Annotated in this window: 23 protein-coding genes and 1 tRNA gene; 16 read left to right on the top strand and 8 right to left on the bottom strand. The window is 60.3% G+C overall.

Annotated elements, in window-relative coordinates:
• Nucleotides 1–230 precede the first annotated feature (230 nt).
• From K3555_RS09405 to K3555_RS09390, 4 genes are all read left to right on the top strand, one after another.
• A complete protein-coding gene (locus K3555_RS09405; protein ID WP_259992137.1) occupies nucleotides 231–767 on the top strand; it encodes a GNAT family N-acetyltransferase in 537 nt (178 codons plus the stop codon).
• A gap of 121 nt (nucleotides 768–888) precedes the next feature.
• Nucleotides 889–1,923, top strand: coding sequence for a GTPase ObgE (gene obgE, locus K3555_RS09400; RefSeq protein ID WP_259999078.1), 1,035 nt, complete (start codon nucleotides 889–891; stop codon nucleotides 1,921–1,923).
• A complete protein-coding gene (proB, locus tag K3555_RS09395) occupies nucleotides 1,911–3,017 on the top strand; it encodes a glutamate 5-kinase (protein WP_259999076.1) in 1,107 nt (368 codons plus the stop codon). The genes obgE and proB overlap by 13 nt, the downstream gene beginning before the upstream one ends.
• Nucleotides 3,018–3,093: 76 nt before the next feature.
• Nucleotides 3,094–4,359: a glutamate-5-semialdehyde dehydrogenase gene (locus K3555_RS09390; protein WP_260008272.1), complete on the top strand. Its 1,266-nt coding sequence runs from the start codon at nucleotides 3,094–3,096 to the stop codon at nucleotides 4,357–4,359.
• Nucleotides 4,360–4,422: 63 nt separating this feature from the next.
• Here K3555_RS09390 and K3555_RS09385 read toward each other — a convergent pair whose 3' ends face one another.
• Nucleotides 4,423–5,019, bottom strand: a complete 597-nt coding sequence (locus tag K3555_RS09385; protein WP_260008271.1) for a histidine phosphotransferase family protein — start codon at nucleotides 5,017–5,019, stop codon at nucleotides 4,423–4,425.
• Nucleotides 5,020–5,053: 34 nt separating this feature from the next.
• Between K3555_RS09385 and K3555_RS09380 the strand changes: the two genes are divergently transcribed.
• The 5 genes from K3555_RS09380 (at nucleotide 5,054) to tsf (ending at nucleotide 8,852) form a co-directional block, all read left to right on the top strand.
• Nucleotides 5,054–5,236, top strand: coding sequence for a DUF3553 domain-containing protein (locus K3555_RS09380; RefSeq protein WP_259992127.1), 183 nt, complete (start codon nucleotides 5,054–5,056; stop codon nucleotides 5,234–5,236).
• Nucleotides 5,237–5,343: 107 nt separating this feature from the next.
• Nucleotides 5,344–6,105 carry a GNAT family N-acetyltransferase gene (locus K3555_RS09375; protein ID WP_260008270.1) on the top strand — a complete coding sequence of 254 codons (762 nt, stop codon included), beginning with the start codon at nucleotides 5,344–5,346 and terminating at the stop codon, nucleotides 6,103–6,105.
• Nucleotides 6,102–6,932, top strand: a complete 831-nt coding sequence (locus tag K3555_RS09370) for a 1-acyl-sn-glycerol-3-phosphate acyltransferase (protein ID WP_260008269.1) — start codon at nucleotides 6,102–6,104, stop codon at nucleotides 6,930–6,932. The genes K3555_RS09375 and K3555_RS09370 overlap by 4 nt, the downstream gene beginning before the upstream one ends.
• A gap of 188 nt (nucleotides 6,933–7,120) precedes the next feature.
• Nucleotides 7,121–7,897, top strand: coding sequence for a 30S ribosomal protein S2 (gene rpsB / locus K3555_RS09365; protein ID WP_259992121.1), 777 nt, complete (start codon nucleotides 7,121–7,123; stop codon nucleotides 7,895–7,897).
• A gap of 79 nt (nucleotides 7,898–7,976) precedes the next feature.
• Nucleotides 7,977–8,852 carry a translation elongation factor Ts gene (tsf, locus tag K3555_RS09360; RefSeq protein WP_259992119.1) on the top strand — a complete coding sequence of 292 codons (876 nt, stop codon included), beginning with the start codon at nucleotides 7,977–7,979 and terminating at the stop codon, nucleotides 8,850–8,852.
• A 515-nt stretch (nucleotides 8,853–9,367) separates the two neighbouring features.
• On the opposite strand, the gene K3555_RS09355 is transcribed toward tsf, so the two are convergent.
• Both K3555_RS09355 and aroQ read right to left on the bottom strand, forming a co-directional pair.
• Nucleotides 9,368–10,123 (bottom strand): LuxR family transcriptional regulator, encoded by a 756-nt coding sequence (locus K3555_RS09355; protein WP_260008268.1) that lies wholly within the window; start codon nucleotides 10,121–10,123, stop codon nucleotides 9,368–9,370.
• Nucleotides 10,120–10,569: a type II 3-dehydroquinate dehydratase gene (gene aroQ / locus K3555_RS09350; RefSeq protein WP_260008267.1), complete on the bottom strand. Its 450-nt coding sequence runs from the start codon at nucleotides 10,567–10,569 to the stop codon at nucleotides 10,120–10,122. Before aroQ ends, K3555_RS09355 begins: the two co-directional genes overlap by 4 nt.
• Nucleotides 10,570–10,905: 336 nt before the next feature.
• Here aroQ and K3555_RS09345 point away from each other — a divergent pair, with 336 nt between their 5' ends.
• Together K3555_RS09345 and K3555_RS09340 are read left to right on the top strand one after the other, a co-directional pair.
• The gene (locus K3555_RS09345) at nucleotides 10,906–12,117 is read left to right on the top strand and encodes a serine hydrolase (protein ID WP_260008266.1); all 1,212 of its coding nucleotides are present in this window, start codon (nucleotides 10,906–10,908) and stop codon (nucleotides 12,115–12,117) included.
• A 69-nt stretch (nucleotides 12,118–12,186) separates the two neighbouring features.
• The gene (locus K3555_RS09340) at nucleotides 12,187–13,050 is read left to right on the top strand and encodes an acyl-CoA thioesterase II (protein ID WP_260008521.1); all 864 of its coding nucleotides are present in this window, start codon (nucleotides 12,187–12,189) and stop codon (nucleotides 13,048–13,050) included.
• 309 nt (nucleotides 13,051–13,359) lie between these two features.
• Here the strand turns inward: K3555_RS09340 and K3555_RS09335 are convergent, their stop codons facing one another.
• The 5 genes from K3555_RS09335 to pdxH all read right to left on the bottom strand — a co-directional run bounded on the left by K3555_RS09335 (nucleotide 13,360) and on the right by pdxH (nucleotide 19,612).
• A complete protein-coding gene (locus K3555_RS09335; RefSeq protein ID WP_260008265.1) occupies nucleotides 13,360–17,004 on the bottom strand; it encodes a vitamin B12-dependent ribonucleotide reductase in 3,645 nt (1,214 codons plus the stop codon).
• A 726-nt stretch (nucleotides 17,005–17,730) separates the two neighbouring features.
• A tRNA-Pro gene (locus tag K3555_RS09330) sits at nucleotides 17,731–17,807 on the bottom strand.
• 43 nt (nucleotides 17,808–17,850) lie between these two features.
• Nucleotides 17,851–18,324, bottom strand: coding sequence for a DUF192 domain-containing protein (locus K3555_RS09325; protein WP_409201206.1), 474 nt, complete (start codon nucleotides 18,322–18,324; stop codon nucleotides 17,851–17,853).
• Nucleotides 18,325–18,331: 7 nt separating this feature from the next.
• On the bottom strand, nucleotides 18,332–18,871 hold the full coding sequence (locus tag K3555_RS09320; RefSeq protein ID WP_259992109.1) for a cold-shock protein: 540 nt from the start codon (nucleotides 18,869–18,871) through the stop codon (nucleotides 18,332–18,334).
• A gap of 135 nt (nucleotides 18,872–19,006) precedes the next feature.
• Nucleotides 19,007–19,612, bottom strand: a complete 606-nt coding sequence (pdxH, locus tag K3555_RS09315; protein WP_260008264.1) for a pyridoxamine 5'-phosphate oxidase — start codon at nucleotides 19,610–19,612, stop codon at nucleotides 19,007–19,009.
• 132 nt (nucleotides 19,613–19,744) lie between these two features.
• Here pdxH and fabI point away from each other — a divergent pair, with 132 nt between their 5' ends.
• The 5 genes from fabI to trpE all read left to right on the top strand — a co-directional run bounded on the left by fabI (nucleotide 19,745) and on the right by trpE (nucleotide 25,955).
• Nucleotides 19,745–20,548 carry an enoyl-ACP reductase FabI gene (gene fabI, locus K3555_RS09310; protein WP_260008263.1) on the top strand — a complete coding sequence of 268 codons (804 nt, stop codon included), beginning with the start codon at nucleotides 19,745–19,747 and terminating at the stop codon, nucleotides 20,546–20,548.
• Between the two features lie 72 nt (nucleotides 20,549–20,620).
• Nucleotides 20,621–21,124 carry a xanthine phosphoribosyltransferase gene (gene gpt / locus K3555_RS09305; RefSeq protein ID WP_259992104.1) on the top strand — a complete coding sequence of 168 codons (504 nt, stop codon included), beginning with the start codon at nucleotides 20,621–20,623 and terminating at the stop codon, nucleotides 21,122–21,124.
• A 168-nt stretch (nucleotides 21,125–21,292) separates the two neighbouring features.
• Complete coding sequence (locus K3555_RS09300) at nucleotides 21,293–22,468, top strand: aminotransferase (protein ID WP_260008262.1); 1,176 nt, start codon at nucleotides 21,293–21,295, stop codon at nucleotides 22,466–22,468.
• A gap of 118 nt (nucleotides 22,469–22,586) precedes the next feature.
• Complete coding sequence (locus K3555_RS09295) at nucleotides 22,587–24,428, top strand: SurA N-terminal domain-containing protein (protein ID WP_260008261.1); 1,842 nt, start codon at nucleotides 22,587–22,589, stop codon at nucleotides 24,426–24,428.
• A 15-nt stretch (nucleotides 24,429–24,443) separates the two neighbouring features.
• Nucleotides 24,444–25,955, top strand: coding sequence for an anthranilate synthase component I (gene trpE, locus K3555_RS09290; RefSeq protein WP_260008260.1), 1,512 nt, complete (start codon nucleotides 24,444–24,446; stop codon nucleotides 25,953–25,955).
• The last annotated feature ends 14 nt before the right edge of the window (nucleotides 25,956–25,969 follow it).

Below are 25,969 nucleotides of genomic sequence, written 5' to 3'. Positions count from 1 at the left end.
CCTTTTCTTTTTTGCGTCTGCGAGTTCATGATGAGTTTTCCTGCTGTTTCCAGCCCCCTCGATTTTGTGCCGCTGCAGTTCGGTGTTCACGCCGGACCAACAAGTAGTTTTGCGCGAATTGAAGACCTTGGGGCTTGCTCCAGGGGCAGGGCGAACACATCTGAAAAGCATCGCCGCAACAACAATGACAATTGCCGCCAGAAGTACACAGGCAGAGGAGGAGCACGTCCATGAACTTGGAACATATCGTGTGTCAGCAGGCCATCGAAACAGAACGGTTTATTTTGCGGCCGCTGCGAAAATCCGATGCCGGGCTGATTGAACATTACGTCAGCGATGCGCGCGTTGCCCGCATGACCCGCTCGGTCCCGCATCCGCTGCCACCCGGCGCCGCCGAGGCCTTTGTCGCCCGCGCCATGGCCGAAGAGCGGGACGAGGATGTCTGGGTGATAGATGGCACCGCCGAAGGCGACGCCGAGCTGAAAGGCGTGATCGGCCTCAAGCGGATGGACCGCAACCAGTCGGAAGTGTCCTATTGGACGGCACCGCCGTTTTGGAATACCGGGCTTGCCTCTGCCGCGGTAAAGGCATTGGTGGATGCAAATCCGCAAAGCAACGCAGCGATGTTTGCTTCGGTGTTTCAGGACAACCCGGCCTCGGCCCGGGTGCTGATCCATTGCGGCTTTGATTACCTTGGCGACGCCGAAAGCTATTCGGTGGCCCGCGATGCCTCTGTCCCGACCTGGACCTACAGCCGAAAACTGTGATTGGCGCGGCGCGCGCTTTGCGGTAAGGCAAACGAAACATTCCCGCCAGGTCCCTGGGGCTTTGGCGGGACACGTGTACTGCGCGGGCGGGCACAGGATCCCGCCGCATTAAGGAGCTGTCATGAAATTCCTCGATCTGACAAAGGTCTATATCCGCTCGGGCGCCGGCGGGAACGGCTGTGTCAGCTTCCGGCGCGAAAAGTATATCGAATACGGCGGGCCGGACGGGGGCGATGGCGGCAAGGGCGGTTCGGTCTGGGCCGAGGTGACCGACGGGCTGAACACCCTGATCGATTTCCGTTATCAGCAGCATTTCTTTGCCAAAAACGGCCAGTCCGGCATGGGCCGGCAGCGCACCGGCAAGGATGGCGACGACATTATTCTGCGCGTCCCCGTGGGGACCGAGATCCTGGACGAAGACCAGGAAACCGTTCTGGCGGATCTCACCGAAGTCGGTCAGCGGGTGCTGCTGGCCAAGGGCGGCAATGGCGGATTTGGCAACCTGCACTTCAAATCGGCCACCAACCAGGCGCCGCGCCGGGCCAATCCGGGCCAGGAATGCGTAGAGCGCACCATCTGGCTGCGCCTCAAACTGATTGCCGACGCAGGTCTGCTTGGCCTGCCCAACGCGGGCAAATCGACCTTCCTGTCGGCAACCTCCAACGCGCGCCCCAAGATCGCGGATTACCCCTTTACCACATTGCATCCGAACCTCGGCGTGGTCGGCATCGACAATACCGAATTTGTCGTGGCCGATATCCCCGGCCTGATCGAAGGCGCGCACGAAGGCAAAGGGATCGGCGACCGCTTCCTGGGCCATGTGGAGCGTTGCGCGGTGCTGCTGCATCTGGTGGACGGCACCTCCGACACAGTGGTTGAGGATTACCAGACCATCATCGGCGAGCTGGAAGCCTATGGCGGCGTTCTGGCCACCAAAACCCGGATCACTGCGCTGAATAAGGTGGATGCGATCGACCCGGAGGAGCGCGACGAAAAACGCGCCGCATTGGAGGCCGCAGTTGGCGGTCCAGTCATGATGATGTCCGGCGTCAGCCGCGAAGGTCTGAACGAGGTGCTGCGCGCGGTCCGGGCAGAAATCGACGATGACCGCGTCCGCATGAAACCCGTCGAGGAGGAAGCGCCTTGGCGGCCCTGAAGTCGGCGAAACGGATTGTCGTCAAGATCGGCTCGGCGCTGCTGGTCGACCGGAAAACCGGTGAGCTGCGTGCAGGCTGGCTGCATTCCTTGGCCAATGATGTCGCCTGGCTGAAGGCCGGCGGCACCGACGTGGTGCTGGTCTCCTCCGGCTCGATTGCCTTGGGGCGGGGTGTGCTGGGCCTGCCGCGCGCGGACCTGCCGCTGGAACAATCCCAAGCCGCAGCAGCAGTTGGCCAGATCCGTCTGGCCCGCGCTTATGAGGAGGCACTGGCGCCGCACCGGATCACTACGGCGCAGGTGCTGGTAACGCTGGAAGACAGCGAAAACCGCCGCCGCTACCTGAATTCACGCGCCACTTTGGAAACGCTTTTGGGGATGGGCGCGGTGCCGATCGTCAACGAGAACGACACCATCGCCACAGACGAAATCCGCTATGGCGACAATGACCGGCTGGCGGCACAGGTGGCGGTGACAGTTGGCGCCGATGCCTTGATCCTGCTGTCCGATGTTGACGGTTTCTACAGCGCAAACCCGGCACTGGATCCCAAAGCGGAACGCTATGACCGGATTGACGAGATCACACCGGAGATTGAGGCGATGGCCGGCGACGGCGTCTCTGGCCTGTCCAAAGGCGGGATGATCACCAAACTGCTGGCGGCTAAGATGGCCACTGCAGCCGGCTGCGCCATGGTAATCACTGAAGGTTCGCCACTTAACCCTTTGAAAACACTTGAAGATGGCGCATCGTGCACCTGGTTCACCGGACAGGGCGACCCGCAAACCGCACGAAAACGCTGGATCAGCGCGATGAAAACGCGCGGAGTTCTGACCATCGACGACGGTGCTGCACGCGCGCTGATGTCAGGTAACAGCCTGCTGCCCGCAGGTGTGCGTCATGTGGAGGGTGACTTTGGCCGCGGCGATCCGCTGGCCATCCTTAGCCCAGACGGGCGCAAACTGGGGCAGGGGCTGTCACGCTATACAGCGGACGAGGCCCGCGCCATCCAGGGGCGCCAATCGCAAGAGATCGAGGCCACGCTAGGCTATCCTGGCCGCGCCGCATTGATCCACCGCGATGATATGGCGCTTTGAGCAGACCATCTGATAATCTATTCCAGCCGGCAGGCACCCGATGTGCCATAAAAGGACCGGCAAGGGCGCGAGACACATGAAAGACAATGAAAACATTCCCGCCGTGATGGCGGAGCTTGGCAAACGTGCAAAGCAAGCGGCGCAAATCCTGGCCACGGCCAGTGCCGAGCGCAAACATGCCGCCTTGATCGGCGCAGCCACGGCGGTTTGGACCCGCCGGGCTGAGATCATCGCTGAAAACGTCAAGGATCTGGAGTTCGGCCGGAACAAAGGCCTGTCCGACGCGATGATGGACCGGCTGATGCTGGACGAGCCCCGCATCCAGGGCATCGTGGACGGTCTGCGCGCGGTGGCAGAACAGCGCGATCCGGTTGGTGAAGTGATGGAAGAGTGGGAACAGCCCACCGGCCTCAAGATCCAGCGCGTCCGCACGCCGCTGGGGGTGATCGGGGTAATCTATGAAAGCCGCCCGAATGTGACCGCGGATGCCGGCGCGCTCTGCCTGAAATCAGGTAACGCGGTCATTCTGCGCGGCGGTTCGGAAAGCTTCCATTCCTCTCAGGCGATCCACGCCTGCCTGGCTGAAGGCCTGAGATCTGCGGGCCTGCCTGAAGACGCCGTGCAGCTGGTGCCGACCCGTGACCGGGCGGCGGTGCAGGAACTGCTGACCATGACAGACTATGTCGATGTCATTGTGCCCCGCGGCGGCAAGGGCCTGGTGGGTCTGGTCCAGCGCGAGGCCCGGGTGCCGGTCTTTGCCCATCTTGAAGGCATCGTGCATGTTTACCTCGACAAATCCGCCGACCCGCAAAAAGCGCTGGATGTGGTGCTGAACGCCAAGACCCGCCGCACCGGCATCTGCGGCGCCGTGGAATGCCTGCTTGTCCATCAGGACATCGCAGGAACGCTGGGTAAAGCAGTGTTGGAAGCCCTGGCATCCGCCGGCGTGGAAATCCGCGCTGAGGCCGGTCTTCCCGGTCCGAGTGGTATGATTGCTGCCAGCTCCGAGGACTGGGGCAAGGAATATCTGGATTCCATCATTGCAGCCAAACAAGTTGCGGATATTGATGAAGCAATCCAGCACATCCGCACGCATCATTCCCAGCACACCGACTGCATCATCACCGAGGATGAGGCTGCGGTTCAGAAGTTCTTTGCTGAACTCGACAGCGCGATCCTGATGCAAAATGCCTCGACCCAGTTTGCCGACGGCGGAGAGTTTGGCATGGGCGCGGAAATCGGGATCGCCACCGGCAAGATGCACGCGCGCGGTCCGGTCGGCGCCACTCAGCTGACCAGCTTCAAATACCTGGTGCGCGGCGACGGAGCCACCAGGGCCTAATCGGTATCAAATGCAAAACGCCGGGCGGTTGGCCCGGCGTTTCTTTGCGAAAATTGCTGCAGATTAGAACTGCAGCGTGATCTTTTCCAGGCTCTGCTCCAGCCGGACGGTGCGGTCTGCTTCCTTGGCGGCCTCGGGGAGCAACGCAAATTGCACCAGCGCCGGCGTGATCTCGGCATTTGAATTGCCGCCGCTGACCCGCGCCCACAGCTCATCATCCACGCTCAGCTTGCGGCCTTCGCCCATTACTGTCCATTTGCCGCCGGCGCAGAAAATCTTAACTGTGCCGCCATAGGGCAGGGCGGATTCCAGGCACAGTGCCGCCAACAGGGACAGGCGCGCCTCGCTGCGGGTGCACCCCTCCAGGGGCGACCATTGGTAATTGATCCGGCCGCCCTTGCTGATGTCCTCCAACACCGAAATCAACTCGGCCCGGCCCATCTGCTGGTCGCCGGCAGCGCCAAAGGCAATGCGGAAGAAACGGATGCGGGCATTGGCATTTGCGACGCTGTCTGAGATCAGCTCCAGCTCGGGGCCGGACATGCTGCCAGCCATTCCAAGCAGTTCCAGACCGTTGTTTATGGCACCGACAGGGCTGATCAGATCATGGCAGATCCGGGACCCTACCAATGCAGCCAGATTGGCGTTATCTACACCCATAACTTATACTTCCTCCGAACTGGGCCACCCGCCAATGAATGACCTCAACGCAATTTTAGCCCCCGGCATGTTCGTCCGGCACCCGGATCACCCTGAATGGGGCATCGGGCAGGTGCAGTCGAACGCGGGCGGCAAGATCACCGTTAATTTCCCCGACCAAGGCAAGCTTGTGATTGACGGAGCGCGCGTCTCCCTTATTCCCGTCTTTGATCCATAACGGTTTATGAAGAGTTAACGAACCCCATCTAATTCGCCTTAAATGCTGCGCGTTCTTTGCCTTAATACAGGGATGCGCTCAAGCCTGATCGACGCAAAGGTGATCGAATGCAAGACAGCCCGCCGGAATTTTCCGTCAAGATTGCAGAAACAGACGCAGAGCTGCGCGCCGCGCAGGCGCTGCGTTACAACGTATTTGTGCGCGAGCTTGGCGGCGGCGGTGCGCTGGTGGACCATGATGCGGGGCTGGAGCGGGACAAGTTCGACCCGTTCTTTGACCACATGCTGGTTATAGATGACACTAGGGGCATGGTCGTCGGTGTCTACCGGCTGCTGCGCGATGACCAGGCCGCGAAAGCCGGGCAGTTTTATTCCGAGGATGAATATGACCTGACCGTGCTGCGCTCGTCCGGCCGCAAGCTGCTGGAGCTGGGACGCTCTTGCCTGCATGCGGATTACCGCGGCGGCATGGCGATGTTCCACCTTTGGTCCGGGCTGGCAGACTATGTGGAGACCCACGGTATCGAGGTTCTTTTCGGGGTTGCAAGTTTTCACGGCACTGATACCGCTGCGCTGGCCAATCCGCTGGCCATGCTGCACCACAATCATCTGGCGCCGCCCGAGCTGCGTGTACGGTCAAAAGCGTTTCAGTCCATGAACTTGGTACCCGCAGGTGATCTGAACCGCAAACGTGCGATGGTGGAAACCCCTGCGCTGATCAAAGCATATCTGCGGCTGGGCGGATATGTCGGCGACGGCGCCTTTGTCGATCAGGCCTTCAACACCACCGATGTGTGCCTGATCCTGGACACCGCGCAAATGAACGACCGCCAGCGCAGGATATATGCCGGAGGCAAGGACCGGGGATGAGCGTCAGCTGGCAAAGTGAAGAGGCGCCGGATCCGTTGCGGATCAGCGCCTTGGGCTGGTTGCTGGTGCTGCTGCGCGGGTTGCCGCTGGCTGTGCTGGTTTTTGGCGGGCTGCTGGTATTGCTGGCCCTGCGGCTGATCGAGCGGCCGGTCTTTGGCCTGCAGCGGCCGGCCACGCCGTTCATCACGCAGTTTGTCTGCCGCAATGCCTTTCGCATTCTGGGGATCCGCTTCAAAACCCGCGGAACGCTGATGCGTCAAAATGGGGCCGTGGTGGCCAATCATGCCTCTTGGCTGGACATTTTTGCCCTCAATGCGCGCAAGCGGATCTACTTTGTCTCCAAGGCGGAGGTTGCCAATTGGCCGGGGATCGGCTGGCTTGCGCGGGCCACTGGTACTGTCTTTATCGAACGCAATCCCAAGAAAGCCAGGGAACAGGCCGACATGTTTGAACAGCGCCTGCTGGCCGGCCATAAGCTGCTGTTTTTTCCCGAAGGCACCTCTACCGATGGTTTGCGGGTTTTGCCATTTAAAACAACGCTCTTTGCTGCGTTCTTTTCTGAGAAACTGCGCACAGATCTGCATATCCAGCCTGTTTCGGTGCGCTACCGCGCGCCCATTGGCGCCCCGGCGCGGTTCTATGGCTGGTGGGGAGATATGGATTTCGGGCCGCATCTTCTTAAGATCCTGGCAGCCCCGCGGCAGGGCCAGGTGGAGCTGACTTACCACCAGCCCTTGAAGGTTGCGGATTTTGCGGACCGCAAAGCGCTGGCTGCGGCCGCAGGGCAACTGGTAAAAGACGGCCACCTGAGCGCTTTGAAGGGTTGAAAAATCAGGCGGGAACCGGTTTCTTCCGGTTCCGCTATTGTCAGCTGACAATTTCTGCTCTATGAGCCCGCCTACGAACCCGCAGGCGGGGTTTGGCCTGATCAGGGGAGACATCCCTGACGGACCCCCGGTTGGAGCATTTGCTCTGAACCCCCGCCGAGGATTGAAACCGGAAAGGATATATTAGCATGGCTCTTCCTGAGTTCACCATGCGTCAGCTGCTTGAAGCTGGCGTTCACTTCGGCCACCAGACCCAGCGCTGGAACCCGCGCATGGCACCGTTCATCTACGGTTCGCGCAACGGCATCCACATCATGGACCTGACCCAGACTGTTCCGATGCTGGACCAGGCGCTGCAGGTTGTCCGTGACACCGTTGCCAAAGGCGGCCGCGTCCTGTTCGTCGGCACCAAGCGCCAGGCAGCCGGCCCGATTGCCGAAGCGGCTGAAAAGTCGGCTCAGTACTTCATGAACCACCGCTGGCTCGGCGGCACTCTGACCAACTGGAAAACCGTTTCCCAGTCGATCAACCGCCTGAAGGAAATCGACGAGAAAATGGCGGGCGGCGCCGAAGGCCTGACCAAGAAAGAGCGTCTGGGCATGGAACGCGACCAGGAGAAGCTTGAAGCGTCTCTGGGCGGCATCCGTGATATGGGCGGCGTGCCGGACCTGCTGTTCGTCATCGACGTGAAAAAAGAAGCGCTGGCCATCGCCGAAGCCAAGAAACTGGGCATCCCGGTTGTGGCTATTGTCGACACCAACTGCTCCCCCGATGGCGTGGACTTCATCATTCCGGGCAACGACGACGCATCGCGCGCCATCTCGCTGTACTGCGACCTGGTTGCCCGTGCGGCACTTGACGGCATGTCCGCTCAGCTGGGTGCCGCAGGCGTTGACCTGGGCGCGCTCGAAGAAGCGCCGGCCGAAGAAGCCGTGGCTGAAGAAGCCGCTGCTGCTGACGCCTGATCCGTCCCGTCACGGAACTGACATGCGGGGCAGGGTATCACCTGCCCCAAATCTGTTTTTGAATTGAGGAGAGCCTAAGATGGCAATCACTGCTGCTATGGTGAAAGAACTGCGCGAATCCACCGGCGCAGGCATGATGGACGCGAAGAAAGCCCTGGTCGAAAACAACGGCGACATGGAAGCCGCGGTTGACTGGCTGCGCACCAAAGGCCTGGCCAAGGCTGCCAAGAAATCCGGCCGTACCGCCGCAGAAGGCCTGGTTGCCGTGATCGTCGAAGGCAACAAAGGTGTTGCCGTCGAAGTGAACTCGGAAACCGACTTTGTCGGCAAGAACGCTGAATTCCAGGCAATGGTCGGCGGTATCGCCAAGGCTGCGCTGGGTGTTTCGGACGTCGAAGCGCTGAAAGCGGCTGACATGGGCGGCAAAACTGTTGCTGACACCATCACCGACAAGATCGCCACCATTGGCGAAAACATGTCGGTCCGCCGTATGGCCGCGCTGGAAGGCGAAACCGTTGTGTCCTATGTGCACAACGCCGCCACCGCAGGCATGGGCAAAATCGGTGTTCTGGTTGCCATGAACGGCGGCGACGCCGCGATCGGCAAGCAGATTGCAATGCACATTGCAGCTGCCAACCCCGCCGCGCTGTCCGAAGCAGACATGGACGCCGCTGTGGTTGAGAAGGAAAAGCAGGTTCAGATGGACATCGCCCGCGAATCCGGCAAGCCGGAGCAGGTGATTGAAAAGATGATCGTTGGCCGGATGAAGAAATTCGTCGCGGAATCGACCCTGCTGAACCAGCAGTTCGTTGTGAACCCGGACCTGACTGTTGAAGCCGCAGCCAAAGAAGCAGGCGCAACCATCACCGGTTTTGCCCGCGTTGAAGTCGGTGAAGGCATCGAAGTCGAAAAAGAAGACTTTGCAGCCGAAGTCGCCAAAGCCGCACAGGGCTGATCCGGGCCAATTCGGGCTGTTCAGTTTTACGCTTGAATTCAAGAACCGGCAGGGACAGCCCTGCCGGTTTTTTTGTGCGCATCGCCCCCGGCATGCGGAATGCAGGGCCCAGTGGCTGAACGGGTCTTTGCATTTGTGAAGGAACGGAGCCCGCAAAAGGGATGTGAGGGACCCCACTGATGGGGATGGGCGAGGCCCCTCTGTATCCGGAACAGACGCAGAACAATACGTGTCTGTCCCTGATCAGGTAGGAGAGCCTTGAAATCACAAGGGTCGTTACCCATTAGTTCCTAGGCTAAAGCCACCACTCACGGAACAGGGGCAACATGCAGAAAATCAACCTATAACGGTAGTATAGAATTCCATACCTCTTACGGCTTAGTTCAGGCCGGGCCGGATTGAAAAACCGGTTGAATTTCCGCCGCTTGCAAGCGATCAAAGACGGCGGGGCGAAATCTGAAATTGACGCCAGCGCGGCGGCAGCACGGCCCGGTCATCCGCGGTCAAGCGGCTGCCTAGGCATCCATGATATACATCTGATTGTGCAACGCCGCCTTCAAAACAGCCTGGGCGGTTGTCTCGACAGAAAGCGATTCCCTGGCAAGGCGCAGGTGTTTTTCAATCGTCGCGGGTGTAAGCTCCATCAGAAGTGCAATGTCCTGAGTGGTTTTGCCATCGCCAACCCATTGCAGAACCTCCCGCTGCCGTTTGGTAAGGCTGCGGTTTGGTGCCGTGTAGGGCAGGGTGAGGATTTTCAGATGGGCGACATTATTCATAAGCACGATGTCATCGCCCGACTTCTGCCACAGCGCATCCACCGCATCCTGAGACATGCCCCGCTTTGCAGCCAGCGATATGGCGCCCTTGTAGCGGGGAGAAGCAGAGTAGAAACTGACGGTATAACCGGCATTCATGTCGAGCTTCTGATTGAACTCATGCACTCTTTGGGCTTCGGGCCCAAGCGTCCCGCCGGCAATCATGTCCTGCACAATGCGCCAGCTGCCGGCGCCTTCATTGTCCAAGGCCCAGCGAAGCATCGGCGCATGGAAGTACAGCCCCTTATGCAGGAATCCGTTCAAATACTCGCTGTTGTGGTTGGACAGGATAACAAAATCATCCGGATCCCCCAGCGACGTTTCCGTCTTGTAACGGGTGTATCCGTAGATCAGCCGGTCGAACCCGAACCTGGACATTTGCCGGACATGCGCGTGCCACAGCTCTTCCAGGCTTTGAGCGCCGCAAATGAAATTCAGGTAATCCTTTACCTTCATGCTGTTGCAGCCATTTCCAAATGTGCCTTCAACGCATCCAGCGCCAACAGATACCCCTGCGCGCCAAAACCGCAAATCTGCCCCAGCGCCGCCTTGGCGATATAGGAGGTGTGCCGGAACGGCTCGCGTGCATGAATATTGGAGAGATGCACTTCAACGGCCGGGATCTCTACGGAAATCAACGCATCCATCAGGGCAATGGACGTGTGCGTATAGGCGCCGGCGTTCAGGATGATCCCCTGATGCTGCCCCTTGGCCGCATGAATAGCATCAATCAACGCCCCTTCATGGTTCGACTGGAAGCAGCTGACCGTAACCCCGAGTTTCTGACCATGATCGGCGCAGGCCTGTTCGGCCATCGCCAGGGTGACCGAGCCATAGACGTCCGGCTGCCGGGTGCCAAGCAGGTTAAGGTTGGGGCCGTTCAATACCAGAATGCTCGTCATCGGATCCGTTTCCTTTTCGTCCTTCCCTTTGAACTTCTAAGACAAATTTATTGCAAATGCGAACACGCAAACGCGCATAAATTGGAAAAATTCAAATTTTGGAATTTACTGATCCCGCCGCCGCAAGCATTTGCGCGGCACTCAATTCCAGCCCATTTCCAAATTGAGCGTTTCTATTTCCAGTCAGAACAGTCATCGGGGCCTTTGAATTTTATTCTGCCCTTATTCCGGCACCTGCGCCCCGATGCCAGAAATGCAACGTCTGCCGGCTCGTCTCCTTTAGAACGGCAGTATACAGTCCGGATGGAAGAGGCAGAGCAGTGATAGGGCACAGCGATGAGATCAGACCGGCTGGAACGCATCAGGCGCTGGCAGCAACGCTATGTGGATGAAGGGAAATATCCGGGAAGCGCCCTTTTAATCCGCCGCCGCGGCGAGGAACAGTATTTCCACGCGGCAGGTCTGCGCAACATCGAGGAGAACCTGCCATTCACCCGTGACACGCTGGTGCGCCTCTATTCGATGACCAAGCCGGTGACGTCTGTGGCTGTGATGTCTCTGCTGGAACAAGGGCTGTTCCATCTGGATGCGCCTGTCAGCGATTTCCTTCCGGAATTCAATGATATGCAGGCGCTAGTACCCGGAGCCACCCAGATCAGCCAGACCAAACCTTGCGCTGCTCCGACGCTGCACCAGCTGCTGACCCATACCAGCGGGCTGAGTTACCCGTTCAACCCAGGTGTTCTGCCGGAAGTCATGGCCCAGGAGGATCTGCTGTTCAAGCCCGACCACGGATCACTTGCCCCGATGGTGACCCGGCTTGCCGGGCTGCCGTTGGCCTTCCAACCCGGAACCCGTTGGGAATATTCCGTTGCGACTGATGTGCTGGGCCGCGTTGCAGAGGTTGTTTCAGGCAAACCTCTGGGCCGGTTCTTGCAAGAAGAAATCTTTGAACCGTTGGAAATGACTGAGACCGGGTTCCAGCCGCCCAGCGGGGCAGGGAGCCGGTTTGCCTCTCTCTATACGCCGCTGGCGGCTGACGCCATGGCGCTGAATTCCGCAGTGACCGGCGCCGACAGCCTGCGCTTGACAGATAGTTACCCGCACTCTCCGTTCTGGCGGGCTGAAATGCACTCCGGCGGCGGTGGATTGATCGGCACAATTGATGATTACATGAAATTCACCGAAATGCTCCGGCGCCGCGGCCGCAGTCAAAGCGGCATTATCATCAGCTCGCAAACCGCTGATTTCATGATGCAAAACCACCTTACAGGCGACATTGCCTCAATGGGCCCGCAAAGCTTTGCCGAACAGCCGATGGAGGGCATGGGTTTTGGCCTAGGCGGCGCTGTTGTTCTGAACCCGGCACGGGCGCGGTGCCCGGGATCGGTTGGCGACTTCAGCTGGGGCGGCATTGCGTCAACGTTCTTTTGGCTGGACCGGCAGCTTGATGTGTCGGTGGTGTTTTTGACCCAGCTGGCGCCTTCCAGTTCATACCCGGCACGGCCGGAACTCAAGGCGCTGATCCATGGCGCCATAGCCGAGTGACTTCCAACTGCCGCAGTTCCAGCTAAGATAAGCGTTCTGCATCAGAAAAGACCAATGAAAGCGCTGCACATGCCGGATACTGCCAAAGTTCTCCTTGATCTGCTGGATCTGGAAGAGCTTGATACAAATCTCTACCGCGGATCGGGTTCCGGCGGCGAAACGCCGACCCGCATCTATGGCGGCCAAGTGATCGCACAGGCGCTGACGGCAGCATATGCAACTGTTTCCGGACGTTTATGTCATTCTCTTCACGCGTATTTCATTCGTCCGGGTGACCCGTCCAGACCAGTCATTTACGAGGTTGACCCAGCACGGGACGGCCGCAGTTTCACCACCCGGCGGGTGGTGGCGATGCAGAACGGCAAGCAGATCCTGAACCTGGCGTCATCCTTTCATGCACCGGAACCAGGCTGGGAGCATCAGCACCAAATGCCGAATGTTCCAACGCCGGCCGCGTTGGAGCCGCGCGACAAAATCCTCCTGCGCAATGCATTCCGGGTGGATCCGGCCAAACGCGATGAATTCACTAGGCCGCGGCCATTCGAGATCCGCGAAGTTGCGCCGCGGGATCCGTTGGAGCCGGAAAACACATCTGATATCAATCATATGTGGATCAGAATGGAGGCTGCCAAAGGCGCCGGTCCTGAGCTGCAGCATATCCTGATGGCTTATGCCTCCGACTTTGGCTTGCTCGGATCGTCGATGCGGCCGCATGGGCTGACGTTTCACAAACCCGGCGCCATGACCGCAAGCCTGGACCATGCAATGTGGTTTCATGCACCGGTTCAATTCGAGAACTGGCATCTTTACACAATGGATGCACCGTTTACCGGCAGCGGCCGTGGCTTCAATCGTGGATCTATTTACACGGAAGACGGCCAGCTGATCGCCAGCGTCGCACAGGAAGGTTTACTGCGTCCGGCAAGGGATTGAAAATTATATGTTTAATCTGCGCTAAGGCGGTCTGTTGATGAGTGATAATTTAACATAATTCTCATTATGAGATTTACCTGATGCAGTAAACAGCCCGCCCGCAGTCAAGAAAATGGCTTCCCCTGAAAACAGAGGAAGCCAGTTATCACCGGTCAGGCTCCTTCATTGACTGCCCGAAAGTTTTCTTACCTGGGCCTTCCCGGTGTTCAGAACGGGCGCACCCATTCCTGATAGCGCTGGAAGCAGTATCACCGCTTCCAGTATCCGTCTGCGCCACCGAGGGAAAATCAGAGACGCAGACGGTGTTCTTCAGCTGCAGCCGGAGGTTCCGCCGCAAGTGTTGCACTTCATGCAGGTGCCGTTGCGGACCAGCGTGTAGTTGCCGCATTCGCCGCAGGCCTCGCCCTCGTAGCCTTGCATTTTTGCCTTGACGCGCGCATCCATTCCGCCTCCGGGCTGCACAGGTGCATCACCGGTCTCTGGCACCAGCGATTGCAACGCGGCAACCGGATCAGTTCCAGTTCCCAGTGCCGATACTTCGGTCTGGCCGCCTTGCAGCACCACCAGTTCCTGCGGCAGCCGTTTGCGCAGATAGCCGGTCGAGGAGATTTGCTTCAGTACTTCCAGCGACCGCGAGGCTGCGTTTTCACTCAGCTCGCTCAGGTTCGACACGCCTTCTTCTTCGCCGCGGCCCAGGTCGTCAAAGCTTGCGCCCTCGGGCTTCACATGTGCCAGATCGGTACGGTCCAGATAGCTGACGGCCAGTTCGCGGAACACGTAATCAAGGATCGAGGTGGCGTTCTTGATCGAGTCATTGCCCTGGACCATGCCGGCGGGCTCAAACTTGGTGAAGGTGAAGGCGTCAACAAATTCTTCCAGCGGCACGCCGTATTGCAGGCCGACCGACACCGCGATGGCGAAATTGTTCATCATCGCCCGGAAGCCTGCGCCTTCCTTGTGCATGTCGATGAAGATCTCACCCAGGTTGCCGTCCTCGTATTCGCCGGTCCGCAGATAGACTTTGTGACCGCCGACAACTGCCTTCTGGGTATATCCCTTGCGCCGCTGCGGCATCTTGGTCCGGTGCGACTTCAGCACCTCCTTGATGATCACTTTCTCGACGATTTTTTCGGCAAGTACCGCTGCCTTCTCCTGCGGCGCGCCGCTCTCCAGCACTTCTGCCGCGTCGTCGTCATCTTCGACCAGTGCCGCCGCCAGCGGCTGGCTCAGCTTGGAGCCGTCACGGTAAAGCGCATTGGCCTTAACCCCCAGGCTCCAGCTCAGCTCATAGGCCTTCTGGCAGTCCTCGATGGTGGCCGAATTCGGCATGTTTATGGTCTTGGAAATCGCGCCGGAAATAAAACTTTGGGCGGCTGCCATCATGCAGATGTGGCTGTCAACATTCAGGAAACGCTTGCCTTTTTTACCGCAGGGGTTGGCGCAATCAAAGATCGCATAGTGTTCTTGCTGCAGATGCGGCGCGCCTTCCAGGGTCATGGTGCCGCAGACGTGGTCGTTGGCCGCGTCAATGTCCGCCTTGGTAAAGCCCAGGTGGCGCAGCAGGTCGAAGGTCGGATCATTCAGCTTGGGCGCAGGGATGCCCAGCACACCGGTGCAGAAATCTTCGCCCAAGGTCCACTGGTTGAACACAAACCGGATGTCAAAGGCCGATTCCAGTGCCGCGTCCACCTTGGCCAGCTCATTGGGGCCAAAGCCGTGGCCGGCCAGCGAGGTGTGGTTGATGCCCGGCGCGTTGCCAATAGAGCCATGGCCAACTGCGTAGGATGCGATTTCTTCAATCTGGGCAGAGCTGTAGCCCAAGCCCTCCAGTGCAGAAGGAACCGAACGGTTGATAATTTTGAAGTAGCCGCCGCCGGCCAGCTTCTTGAACTTCACCAGGGCGAAGTCAGGCTCGATGCCCGTCGTGTCGCAGTCCATCACCAGGCCGATGGTGCCAGTGGGCGCAATGACTGTGGTCTGGGCGTTGCGGTAACCGTGCTTTTCGCCCAGCTCCAGCGCCTCGTCCCAGGCACTGGCGGCCAGATCAGCCAGCAGCGCGTCCGGGCAGTTGGAGATATCCAGCGGCACCGGCGTGACCGACAGCGCCTCGTAGCCGTCCGCGTTGCCCATTGCAGCGTTGCGGTGATTGCGGATCACACGCAGCATGTGGTCTGAGTTTTTTGCATACCCCGGGAACGGCCCCAGTTCCGCGGCGATCTCGGCCGAGGTGGCGTAGGACACGCCGGTCATCAGCGCGGTCAACGCACCGCAAAGCGCCCTGCCCTCATCCGAGTCATAGCTGTAGCCCATGTTCATCAAAAGGCCGCCGATATTGGCATAGCCCAGGCCAAGGGTGCGGAAATCGTAAGAACGCTGCGCGATTTCCTTGGACGGAAACTGCGCCATCATCACCGAGATTTCCAGTGTCAGCGTCCATAGGCGGCAGGAATGCATGAAGTCATCCGCCTGGAACAGCCCGTCCTTCAGGAAGGTCAGCAGGTTCAGCGACGCCAGATTGCAGGCGGTGTCGTCCAGGAACATGTATTCCGAACAAGGGTTTGAGCCGCGAATCTCACCGTCTTCCGGGCAGGTGTGCCACTCATTCACGGTGTCGTGAAACTGGATGCCCGGATCGGCGCAGGCCCAGGCCGCATGGCCGACCTTCTCCCACAACTCGCGGGCCTTCACCACTTTGGCGACCTTGCCGTCGGTGCGGTTGATCAGCTGCCAGTCGGCGTCTTTTTCAACCGCGTGCAGGAAGGCGTTAGTCACCCGGATCGAGTTGTTGGAGTTCTGCCCGGAGACAGAGCTGTAGGCCTCGGAGTCCCAGTCAGTGTCATAGGTCGGGAATTCGATCGAGGTATGGCCCTGCTTGGCGTAGTCCAGCACCCGCTTGACGTAGGTCTCGGGGATCGCCACCTTCTTGGCCTCGCGGATCGCGGCCTTCAGCCCGGTGTTGACCGCCGGGTCATAAGCATCTGCTTCACCGCCGTCCCAGCTGCGGATCGCCTCGAAAATGCCATTTAGCATCTTTTCGTGCATCTTTGAACCGGCGACGATGGAGGCAACCTTTTGCTCTTCCAGCACCTTCCATTCGATGAACTGCTCGATGTCCGGGTGATCGGCGTCCACGATCACCATTTTTGCTGCTCGACGGGTTGTGCCGCCTGATTTGATGGCGCCCGCCGCGCGGTCGCCGATTTTGAGGAACCCCATCAGGCCCGAGGACTTGCCGCCGCCGGACAGCGGCTCGCCTTCGGCGCGCAGATGGCTGAAATTGGTGCCGGTGCCGGAGCCGTATTTGAACAGGCGCGCCTCACGCACCCACAGATCCATGATGCCGCCGTCCTTGACCAGATCATCCGAGACCGACTGGATGAAACAGGCATGCGGCTGGGGATGCTCATAGGCGCTGTCGGACTTGGTCAGCTTGCCGGTCTTGTAATCGACGTAGTGATGGCCCTGGGCCGGGCCGTCGATGCCATAGGCCCAATGGAGACCGGTGTTGAACCATTGGGGGGAATTAGGGGCGGAACGCTGGGTTGCCAGCATATAGCGCATCTCGTCGTAAAAGGCGCGGGCGTCCTCCTCGGAGGAGAAGTAACCGCCCTTCCAGCCCCAATAGGCCCAGGCGCCGGCCAGACGGTCGAACACTTGCTTGGAGGAGGTTTCCCCGCCCAGCACCGCGCCGTCCGCAGGGACCGAGCGCCACAGGAATTCGGGAACGCCTTTTTCACGGACTTTCTTCAGCCGCGACGGCACGCCGGCCTTGCGGAAATACTTCTGGGCGATGACGTCGCTGGCGACCTGGCTCCAGGATGCGGGAATTTCGATGTTGTCGAGCCGGAAAACAATGGTCCCGTCCGGATTGCGGATCTCCGATGTGGCCGAGAGAAAGGCCAGATCAGCATAGGCATCCTGTCCGGGTTTGGTGAACTTCCGTTCGATCTTCATGCTCAGCCCCTTTTCAAGCATTCGTCGTCTATTTGCCGCGGCGCCCCCAAGCGCCAGTCAGATCCGGTCACGGAAAACACAAACACCCGTCGCACGCCGCATATAGCGCGCTTGCGGCCCTCGCCGGCCATTCTCACAGGGCTGTCTGTTGTTTTCAGCGTTGTTGCTTCGGCTCTGTCACCCACCAGATCTAGTGCCGTCGCAACCGGTGTCCACAATTTGGCGTATTCGGACACTAAGGGTCAACGGCAAATTTACACTTTGGCAACTATCTTTGCTGTTGACGGTTTCCGCGGATTGCAGGGTCTGCGGCGGGGCGTTGATTCATCCACAGGCCCTGTCCCGTTCAATGTCTTCGGACTGCGCTGCTGCCTGTTCGGATTTCCTTTGACGGGTGAGTGACTTGCTGCCTTGCAGAAGGACAGCGGCCGTACCGGCCAGAGGTGATGGGTGTGTAAAACCATGCAGCTGTACCGGCTGAAAACAGGGCGCACAGCTTAGAAGCGATTTTTTGTGGCTTCCTGCCACGGACCTTCGGACAGCCAGCCTCCGATTAACCTTTTGATGCGACTCAGCGGCAATTGGTTAAGGGTGTCTTAACAGTGCATTAAGAAAGCAATAGCACCCCCGATTGAACTACGCAGTTTCAGTTCACCAAATACGGGAAGCGAATCTTTGCCCCGGGTTTTACCCGGCAAAGATTCGCTGCAACTTATTGAAGAAGTATGGTCGGGGCGGCGAGATTCGAACTCACGACCCCCTGTACCCAAAACAGGTGCGCTACCAGACTGCGCCACGCCCCGGACCGTGCGCCTTCCTATCTCTGCCAAACTGATTTGGAAACCCCTAACAGGGCCAAACTGCGCCGCTGAGGGAAAAAATTTCATGGCGCATCTGCGAGCCTGCCGCGATACCGTATTTGCGGGCAAGCCCGCCGTTGATTTCCAGCACTGCAAAGACAGCGTCCCCCCCCGGAATCGGGGTCAGATCGCCAGGCACGGCGTTCTCGTGAACCGAGGTCACCAGCCCGTGTTCATTCAGAAAAATAATATCGAGCGGGATCAGAGTGTTCTTCATCCAGAACGCCGCAGGCTGCGGGCTGTCATAGACAAACAGCATCCCTGCCCCGCGCGGCAGGTCTTCGCGGAACATCAGCCCTTGGGCGCGCTCCGCCTCTGTAGCGGCAATTTCAACGGTAAATCCCGCCTGCCCCCAGTCGCCGCGAAGATCGGCCTGTGCAAGCTGGCAGTCAGATGCCAGCGCGGTGCCGGCGGCAAATGCCATGCAGGCGCCCAAGCTCCAGTGAAGCAGGCGCCGCATCACAATCTCAGTCCTCGTCGCCGGGGAGCATTGCAGCCTCCCAGGCCAGCACTTCTACCGCCATGCGGCCGCGTTTGCCGTCGATCACCCGCATTGCCAAAGCTTCCCCCGGCTGCAGATCCGCCAGCCCGGACTGCCGCAGCACTTCGACATGCAGGAAAATATCCTCGCCGCGGCCAAAGACATTGGCAAAGCCGAACCCTTTGCCCTTGTCGAACCATTTGACCCGGGCAGGCTCCAGCGGTTCGTTCTGCAGGCTGGTCATGTCCAGTTCGGCAAAATCGCTTAGCACCGGGGTATCATCACGTTCGGGCGGCTGAATGGAGATCACTTCAACCGCCTGGACACCGCGGTCGGTCTGATGGGTGACAATCTCGATCCTGGCGCCGTCCGCGACAGAGCTTTGGCCGAAATTACGCAATACATTCACGTGGAGCAGAATGTCCGCGCCGCCCTCGTCAGATACGACAAATCCGTATCCTTTGGCGGGATCGAACCACTTCACCAGCCCCTGGATTTGCTGCAAGCTGCTCAGATCTTCTGCCACGTACTTTTCCCTACCGCGTTTTTTTTATTTTGATGGTGCCCTGATGCGCGATTCTGACCTTGGATTTCAAGCTAAAAAGTCTAGAAATTGTCATGAAATTACTCTTGACCCTAGGTAAGCCTTTGCCATTTCCGCTCATGGATTAAGCCGCAGGATTTCCCATTCTGCAGCTGCATTATTGCGGCGCCAGCGAAACCGGTCATGCAGCCGGAATGCGCCATCTGCCCAAAATTCTATCTCAACCGGCACCAGGCGGAAACCGCCCCAGAACGGCGGACGGTCCGGGTTCGGACCCTTCATGGCTGTGACCTTGGCCACCTCGGCCATCAGCGTGCCGCGGCTGTCCAGCGGCTGTGATTGCTTTGAGGCCCAGGCCCCCAGCCGGCTTTTGAGCGAGCGGGACTTGTAATATTCATCCGCCTGCGGCCCGTCTTCGCGGGTGATCGTGCCGCGCACCCGGATCTGGCGGCGCAACGATTTCCAATGCACCACAAAGGCGGCCTTGCCGGCCTGATCCAGCTCCTGCGCCTTGGCGCTCTCGTAATTGGTGTAGAACACAAAGGCGCCGTCTTCGATTTCCTTAAGCAGAACCATGCGGCTGTTCGGCATTCCGGTCCCGTCCACCGTGGCCAGGGCAATGGCGTTGGGATCGTTGGGTTCGGCCTGTTCCGCCTCTCCCAGCCAGGACCGGGCGATGGCAAACGGATCGTCACCTGCAAATATACCTGTACGGTCGGTCATCGGGCACCTCTTTGCGGATTTGGCAGCAACCTATGCAGCTTCCGGCGCCGCGACAAGGGCGTGCACCCTTGAAGCGGCCCGCGCGGCATACTAAACACCCTCTAATTCACAGATCACAGGCGGAGAACCTGCATGTCTAATCACCTGATGGCCGGCAAGCGCGGCCTCATCATGGGCCTGGCCAATGACAAATCCATCGCTTGGGGGATTGCCAAGGCCTGCGCCGATGCCGGCGCCGAGCTTGCCTTTTCATATCAGGGCGACGCATTGAAAAAGCGGGTCGCCCCGCTGGCGGCGCAGCTGGGCAGCGATATCGTGCTGCCGTGCGACGTCTCGGACGAAGCGTCCATTGACGCTTTGTTCGCCGGGCTTGAGGCCCAATGGGGCAAGCTGGACTTTGTTGTCCACGCCATCGGCTTTTCCGACAAGAACGAGCTGCGCGGCCGCTATGTCGACACCAGCCGCAGCAATTTCCAGATGACCATGGACATCTCGGTCTTCTCGTTCACCGCGGTGGCAAACCGTGCTGAGAAGATGATGAGCGAGGGCGGCTCGCTGCTGACCCTGACCTATTACGGTGCCGAGCAGGTGATGCCGCACTATAATGTGATGGGTGTGGCCAAGGCGGCGCTGGAGGCTTCGGTCAAATATCTGGCCGAGGATCTGGGCAAGGACGGCATCCGCGTCAACGCGATCTCGGCCGGCCCGATCAAGACCCTGGCCGCCTCCGGCATCGGTGATTTCCGCTACATTATGAAGTGGAACGAGTACAATTCACCGCTGCGCCGCAACGTGACCACTGATGACGTCGGCAAATCCGCGCTTTATCTTCTGTCCGACCTCAGCTCGGGCGTGACCGGCGAGAACCTGCATGTGGATGCCGGCTATCACGTGGTGGGCATGAAGGCGGTGGATGCGCCGGACATCTCCAAGTAACTGAAAACATGGACGCCCGGACCGCTGTCCGGGCTCCGGCAAGCTGACGCGACTTTGCGGGGAGCAAATAACATGACCGATCGTCTGCCGCACGAAAAAGGCTTTCACATCAGCTGGGACCAGATCCACCGCGACAGCCGCGCTTTGGCCTGGCGGCTGGACGGGCAAGGCCCTGATGAAGGCGCATGGCGCGCAGTCGTGGCGATCACCCGCGGCGGCATGGCGCCGGCGATGATTGTCAGCCGCGAGCTGGACATCCGCACCGTCGATACCATCTCGGTGCGGTCCTACCATCACCAGTCCCAGGGTGAGGCCGAAGTGCTGAAAGCCCCGGATGCCGGTCTGATGGGCGATGGCGAAGGGATCCTGATCATCGACGATCTGGTCGACAGCGGCAAAACCCTGGATCTGGTGCGCCAGCTGTACCCCAAGGCGCATTTTGCCACCGTCTATGCCAAGCCCAAGGGGCGGCCGATGGTGGACACTTTCATCACCGAAGTCAGCCAGGACACCTGGATTTTCTTCCCCTGGGACATGGCGCTGCAATATGTGGAGCCCTACCGCGGCAAGGATTGATCCCGCCCGGACAGAAAGAGTTTTAAGGCGCGCGTTACAGCGCGCCTTTTTCTTTGGCCATGGCGGCATCAGCCGTTACCGCTTGAGCTGTCCATGCCGCCGTGCCAGACATGTGCCGGCGCCCGGTCCGGCGCACCTGACATTATCTGCCGCCGCCCGGAGCCTCACATGCCCCTTCCCCGCACCCAAGCCACATTTGTCTCGCCCATCGTCGAATCGCGCCGCTGGGTGGCCGGGGTTGAATTCCCGCCAGAGCGCCCGCTGCTGAATGTCAGCCAGGCCGCGCCGGCAGAAGCGCCGCCCCAAGGTCTGCGCCAGGCACTCGCGGATGCTGCGCTCAATGATGTTGAGGCGCATCTATACGGGCCCGTCTTGGGCAATGACCCGTTGCGCCGGGCGCTGGCGCGGCAAATCTCCGGCCACTACCAGGCAGACGTGCGGGCAGAGCAGGTTGGCATCACCTCCGGCTGCAACCAGGCCTTTGCCGCTGCGATTGCCGCGCTCTGCGGCGAGGGGGATGAGGTGATCATCCCCGTGCCCTGGTACTTCAACCACAAGATGTGGCTGGACATGGCCGGCGTCACTGCCGTGCCGCTGCCGGTTGGCGGCGGAATGCTGCCAGAGCTTGCCGCGGCTGAGGCGCTGATCAGCCCACGCACCCGCGCCATTGTGCTGGTCACTCCGAACAATCCCTGCGGCGTGGAGTACCCTTCCGGGCTGGTGCAGGCTTTCTTTGATCTGGCCCGCGCCAGGGGCATTGCTCTGATCGTGGACGAAACCTACCGCGATTTTGACAGCCGCGAAGGCGCCCCGCATGGGCTGTTCCAGCAGGACGGCTGGGACCGGACCCTGATCCACCTCTATTCCTTCTCCAAGGCTTACCGGCTGACCGGCCACCGGGTCGGCGCTGTTGCTGCTTCACCGGATAAGATGTTCGAAATGGAGAAGTTTCTGGACACCGTCACCATCTGCCCTTCGCAGCTGGGCCAGGCCGGCGCTCTTTGGGGGATTGAAAACCTGCAGGGCTGGCTGGCCGGGGAGCGGCAGGAAATTCTCGACCGCCGCGCGGCAATCGAAGACGGATTTCCGGTTCTGGCCGCCAAGGGCTGGAAGCTGCTCGGTTGCGGTGCCTATTTTGCCTATGTCGCGCATCCGTTCGACCTGCCGTCCGGGGAGGTCGCCAAACGGCTGGTGTCAGAGGCTTCGGTTCTTATGCTGCCGGGCTCCATGTTCATGCCCGAAGATGATCCGGCCGGCGCGCGCCAGTTCCGCATCGCCTTTGCCAATGTGGACCGGACAAGCATCCAGACGCTGTTTGACCGGCTGGCCGCCTTTAATCCCTGATCACGCAGCAGTTTGATCCGCAACCATCTTGCCCCTCTGCGGGCAGCCGCGTATTCAGTCAGCGGCATTTCCCGCTGCAAGGCGACCCCTTGCACGGCAGAACAATAAAGAGGGCATCATGGCCGCAGGCATGAAAAAGCTATCCAAAACCTTTGTCTGGATCCTGATGGGGATGCTGATCGTCGGCCTTGCCGGATTTGGCGCGGTGAATTTCACCAGCTCCGCCTCCTCGGTTGCCAGTGTCGGCGACGAGGAAGTCAGCATCGGCACCTATGTGCGCGAATTGCAGCGCGAGCAGCGCGGCCTGCAGGCGCAAACCGGCCAGGCCGTCTCCATGGCGCAGCTCAGCGCCTTTGGTCTGGACCGGGTGGTCCTTGGCCGCCTGATCTCGCTGGCAGCGCTCGATCACGAGGCGAAGGGCCTGGGCCTGTCGATCGGTGACGAAAACCTGATCGAAGAACTGGGCGCCATTGATGCCTTCCAGGGCGTGAACGGTGCCTTTGACCGCGAAGCCTATAGTTTTGCCCTTCGCAACGCAGGCCTGTCGGAAAAGGAATTCGAGGACGATCTGCGCCGCGAAGCCGCCCGCACCATCGTCCAGAACGCGGTTCTGTCCGGCACTGAAATGCCGGGGATCCTGACCGAAACCCTGACCGGTTTCATCGGCGCGCGCCGCAGCTTTTCCTATGTGCAGATCAATGCCGCTGACATCGCGCTGACCGCCCAGGTTCCTGCGGATGCCGAACTGCAAGCCTTCTACGAGGCCGCACAGGACCAGTTCATGCTGCCGGAAACCAAGGTGATCACCTACGCCGCGCTGCGCCCCTCGATGCTGCTGGATGAAGTGGAGATTGACGAGGCCGCCCTGCTCCAGCTGTTCAATGACCGCTCCAGCCAGTACCAAGTGCCCGAGCGCCGTCTGGTGGAACGCCTGGTGTTTGCTGACGGCGATGCAGCTGCCAGCGCCAAGGCACAGTTGGAAACCGGCGGTGCGACGTTCGAAAGCCTGGTTGATGCCCGCGGCCTGACCCTGCAGGACATTGACATGGGCGACGTGACTATGGGCGCTCTCGGCGCCGCGGGCACCGATGTGTTTGCCGCCCAGGTCGGCGATGTGGCCGGCCCACTGCCCTCGGATCTTGGCCCGGCACTGTACCGTGTGAACGGCCGCTTGGAGGCACAGATCACCACCTTTGAACAGGCGACGCCGGAGCTGCGCGAGGAACTGGCCTCAGACCGCACCCGCCGTCTGGTAGAGGCCCAGGCCGAAGACATCGACGACCTTCTAGCCGGTGGTGCTACGCTCGAAGAGCTGGCAACCGAAAGCGGGCTGGAGCTGGTTCAGATCCATTGGACAGACAATACCAGTGATGGCATCGCCGCTTATGAAGGCTTCCGCACCGCCGCCGCCGCCGTCACCGCCGAGGACTTCCCGGCTGTGGACTTCCTGGACGATGGCAGCCTGTTCGCCCTGCGCCTGGACGAGGTTCTGCCGGAACGTCCGGAACCCTTTGCCGATGCCAAGGACAAGGTCCTCGCCGCATGGCAGGCCGACCGCCTGACCACCGCGCTGCGTGAGCAGGGCGAGGCGCTTCTGGCCCAGGCTGAAACCGCTGGCAGCTTTGCCGAAGGCGCAGAGGTCAAAACCGAGACCGGCCTGACCCGCACCGCCTACATCGACACGGTACCCGCGGACCTGGTCAATCAGGTCTTCGAAATGGAGGTCGGAAACTTCCGCCTGGTGCAGGATGCGGAGTCAGCCGTGGTTGTCCGCCTTGACGGTATCCTGCCGCCGGAAGCCAGTGAAGACATGAACCTGCTCAGCCAGGCTTTGCAGGCGCAGCTGGACCAGGCGTTGGCACAAGAGCTGTTCCAGGCCTTTGTGCAAGACGTCCAGGCCCGCGCCGAACCCCGTGTCGACCAGCAGGCGCTGAATGCAGCGCAGGCAAACTTCCAGTAATCAAGGCAAGCACCCATGGCTCTGACCCCCGATTTCGACACATTCTCCACGGCGTATGAGGCCGGCGAGAACCAGGTCGTCTATACCCGCCTTGCCGCCGACCTCGACACGCCGGTGTCGCTGATGCTCAAGCTGACCGGCGCCCAAAAGGATGCCTTCATGCTGGAATCCGTCACCGGCGGCGAGGTGCGCGGGCGCTATTCGATCATCGGCATGAAACCTGATCTGGTCTGGCGCTGCCATGGGGAGCAGTCCAGCCTCAACCGCTCCGCCCGGTTTGATGCGGATGATTTCACCCCGCAGGACGGCAACCCGATGGACAACCTGCGGGCGTTGATTGCCGAAAGCAGGATCGACCTGCCAGACGATCTGCCGCAGGCTGCGGCCGGCCTGTTCGGCTACCTTGGCTATGACATGATCCGCCTGGTTGAGCACTTGCCGGATGTGAACCCCGACCCCCTCGGCCTGCCCGACGCGCTGATGCTGCGCCCCTCGGTGATTGCCGTCCTGGACGGGGTCAAGGGCGAGGTCACAGTGGTGTCGCCGGTCTGGTCCAGCGACGGCCAGACCGCCAAGGCCGCCTATGCCCAAGCCGCCGAGCGGGTGATGGACGCGGTGCGCGATCTGGAACGTGCCATGCCTGCCGAAAGCCGCGATCTGGGCGACGCGGATGAGGTTGCGCCGCCGGTCAGCAATTTCACCAAAGAGGGCTACATGGCCGCGGTGGAAAAGGCCAAGGACTACATCCGTGCGGGCGACATCTTTCAGGTGGTGCCGGCACAGCGCTGGACGCAAGCGTTTCCCCAGCCGCCCTTTGCGCTCTACCGCAGCCTGCGCCGCACCAACCCGTCGCCCTTCATGTTCTACTTCAACTTCGGCGGCTTTCAGGTGGTGGGCGCCAGCCCGGAAATCCTGGTCCGCGTGTTTGGACAAGAGGTCACCATCCGCCCGATCGCAGGCACCCGCCCCCGCGGCGCCACACCTGAAGAAGACAAGGCGCTGGAAGCAGACCTGCTGGCCGACAAAAAAGAACTGGCCGAGCATCTGATGCTGCTGGATCTGGGCCGCAATGACACCGGCCGGGTCGCCAAAATCGGCACCGTGCGTCCGACCGAGAAATTCATCATCGAGCGTTACAGCCACGTGATGCACATCGTCTCAAACGTCGTGGGTGAGCTGGCTGAGGACAAGGATGCGCTCGACGCCTTCTTTGCCGGGATGCCCGCAGGCACCGTCTCCGGCGCCCCCAAGGTTCGGGCGATGGAAATCATTGACGAGCTGGAGCCGGAAAAACGCGGCGTCTACGGCGGCGGTGTCGGCTATTTCTCGGCAGGCGGCGACATGGATATGTGCATCGCGCTGCGCACCGCCATCGTCAAGGATCAGACCCTCTATATCCAGGCCGGCGGCGGCGTGGTCTATGACAGCGACCCAGAGGCGGAGTATATGGAGACCGTCCACAAATCCAATGCCATCCGCCGCGCGGCAGCGGACGCTGCCCGTTTTACCGGCAACGGCAACCGCTAGGACTTGCAGCGCAG

The sequence above is a fragment of the Leisingera sp. M527 genome (assembly GCF_025141525.1).
In the GTDB taxonomy this organism is placed as follows: Bacteria; Pseudomonadota; Alphaproteobacteria; order Rhodobacterales; family Rhodobacteraceae; genus Leisingera.
This window is presented reverse-complemented; position numbering and strand designations above follow the sequence as displayed.